Source organism: Microbispora amethystogenes (genome assembly GCF_016863015.1).
GTDB classification, from domain to species: Bacteria; Actinomycetota; Actinomycetes; order Streptosporangiales; family Streptosporangiaceae; genus Microbispora; species Microbispora amethystogenes.
On the sequence record NZ_BOOB01000116.1, the window covers coordinates 1 to 1,757 of the forward strand.

The window sequence follows — 1,757 nt, forward strand, 5'->3', positions numbered from 1 at the left end:
TGGGCAGGCCGCAGGTGTCGGGCAACACCGCGACGTGGGCGGACATCGCGCCCGGCGCGGACCTGGTCGTGCAGGCGCAGCCCCGCGGGTTCGTGCACTACGTGGTGCTGAAACAGAAGCCGACCGCGCCGGTGGAGATCCGGCTGCCGGTCGAGCTGGCCGGAGCCGACCTGTCCAAGGACTCCAGGAACCGGCTGAAGCTGGTCGACAACGCCGGCAAGGACAAGGGCGAGGTGGTCGCCGCCGCGCCGCCGCCGCACATGTGGGACGCGGCGGCGGCCGACTCCCCGGACGCGGGCAGGAGGTCGGAGGTCGGCTCGTCGATCGAGAAGGGTTCCGGCGGCCCGGTCCTGGTGCTGAAGCCGTCGATGGACTTCCTGAATGCGCCGGACGTGACGTACCCGGTGACGATCGACCCGTACATGCAGATGACCCTGCAGACCGACACGTTCGTCTCCGACGACTACCCCAACTCGGCGACCTCGGCGACGTGGTTGCACGTGGGCCGGTTCGGGTCGGGGACGAAGACCGCGCGCACGTACCTGCAGTTCAAGCTCGGCGGCCTGGTCAGCAAGCACATCATGAACGCCGACCTGTACCTGTCGAACTACAAGGCCAACGCCTGCGGCGGCGTGGCCGCCGGCCTGGGCATCCGGGTCAAGCGGGTCACCTCCGCCTGGTCGTCGTCCACGCTGACACAGTCGAACCACCCGACCTCGACCACGACCGGGATGGTGGACAACACCAGCCAGGCCTACGGGTACGACTCCAGCTGTCCCGAGCACGACATGCTGTGGTCGATCGAGGACATCGTGCAGTACTGGACCGACCACCCGACCGACAACTACGGCCTGCAGGTCCGCGCGGTGTCGGAGACCCAGGCCACCAACTGGCGGATGTACCGCTCCTCCGAAAACACCGTCGGCGCGGACGGCCCGCGGCTGACGATCCAGTGGAACTCCTACCCGACCGTCCCGCACCACCTGACCGCCAACCCCTCAGCGGGCGGCACCAACGGCGGCACGTTCGTCACCTCCCTCACCCCCACGCTGACCGGCATGGTCGGCGACGGCGAGTGGGACACCGAGACGATCAGCTTCTATCTGGAGCACGACCCGAACTATCCCGCCGAGGGCACCGGCAGCGTGTGGACCGGCAGCGTGACCGGCATTCTGCAGGGCGAGCTGGGCACGGTGACCGTCCCGTCGGGCAAGCTGGTCGACGGCTACCACTACCGGTGGCGGGCCAGAGGCGACGACGGCACCGACTACTCCCGCGACTACTCCTCCTACCGGTACTTCACCGTCGACATGACCGCCCCGGCCGCGCCCACGATCTCCTGCCCGGACTACGCCTCGGGGGTCTGGACGGCGACGGCATCCGCTCCGGTGACCTGCACCCTCGACACCACCTCCGCGGACGGCGCGGGCTACTACTGGGGGCTGGACGACGCCTCGGCGCCGGAACTGGTCGAGGACAACGACGGCGGCGGCGACCCCAAGACGATCACCATCGACCCCTCCCAAGGCTGGCACACCCTGTCGGTCAAGGCCCGCGACATGGCCCTGCGCACCTCCACCGTCACCACCTACAGCTTCGGCGCAGGCGCGGGCGAGGTGACCGCGCCGCTGGCCGGCGACCGCACCCAGGCCGCCGTCACCCTGGGTTCCCGCGCCGCCCCCGGCGCCACCGGGGTCCGGTACGAATACAAGGCCGACGTCAGCGGTTCCGGAACGTGGGCGGCGATCCCCCCGGCG

Annotated in this window: 1 protein-coding gene; it reads left to right on the top strand. The window is 70.1% G+C overall.

Features of this window, described 5'->3' with window-relative positions:
- A partial coding sequence (locus Mam01_RS35930; RefSeq protein WP_204289676.1) for a DNRLRE domain-containing protein occupies positions 1-1,757 on the top strand: 1,757 nt, incomplete at both ends.